Source organism: Nocardia sp. JMUB6875 (assembly GCF_041154655.1).
Taxonomy (GTDB): domain Bacteria; phylum Actinomycetota; class Actinomycetes; order Mycobacteriales; family Mycobacteriaceae; genus Nocardia.
This window is the reverse complement of the sequence record NZ_BAAFGR010000406.1, coordinates 1-906: the sequence shown is the minus strand read 5'-3', so window position 1 is coordinate 906 and position 906 is coordinate 1. Positions and strand designations below refer to the sequence as shown.

The 906-nt window shown below is 68.2% G+C and carries 1 pseudogene; it reads right to left on the bottom strand.

The features are described 5' to 3' along the window. Positions 1-906, bottom strand: a pseudogene (locus ACAM49_RS40275) (ATP-dependent helicase); the annotation flags it as partial.

Below are 906 nucleotides of genomic sequence, written 5' to 3'. Positions count from 1 at the left end.
GCCCACCCCCATCCCGCCGAATCTTCCGAGCCCGCCGCATAGCCTTCAACACCCGCTCCAACGGCGCAGCCTCAACCTTGGTGAGCTTCTCCAGCACAGCCCGATTCCCCACCCCCACAAGCAAATCCCGCAAAATCTCCGCCGAAGACCGATCCAAATCCGCGAACCGCTCGGCATCCAGATCTGATTCGACAACCGCGGTGGATTCGACCGGCTCATCGCCATCCGGCTCATCGTCGCGGAGCCGCTCCGGGTAGCCGAGTTCCAGCACGCTGCGCCGAATACCGCGCCGCAGCCGCCGCAGGCTGATCTGATCCGCACCGCCCAGCGGACCCGCGAGGAGATCCAGCGCATCGTCGGCTGTGAACGAGATCGGCCGCGGATGCCGCACCGATGTCGGATCCCCCGCCGTAATAGCCCGCAGTGCCAACAACATCCACACCGCACCCCGCCGCCGCGCCAACGGCACATCCGCCGGAGGCTGCCGCACCGGCACCCCGGCTGCCAGCAGGGCACGCCGCAGTGGAGCCAGCGACAGCGGCACCGACCGCACGATCACGGCCATCCGAGACCAGGGCACGCCGTGACTGAGATGCGCCCGCCGCAGGTGGTCGGCGATGAGCGCTGCCTCCTTCGCGGGCGTGGTCAACACCTGCACTCGCGCTTCACCCTCGAATTGCGCTTCGCCCCCAACATTTTCGACAGCCTCGTGGCCATTGCCGTTCGACCGATCGGAAACCAGATCGCGCAGGAAGTCCGTGGTGGCCGGAACATTGCGCAGCCCGGGCGGGGGTGTGCGGTGGGCAGCCATGCCGGGGAGGCGGGCGGCTATGCGGTCGGCTAATTCCTGGATTGCGGTGGCGGAGCGGTGGTTGTGGCGCAGGATGATGCGGCGGTCCGGTGGGG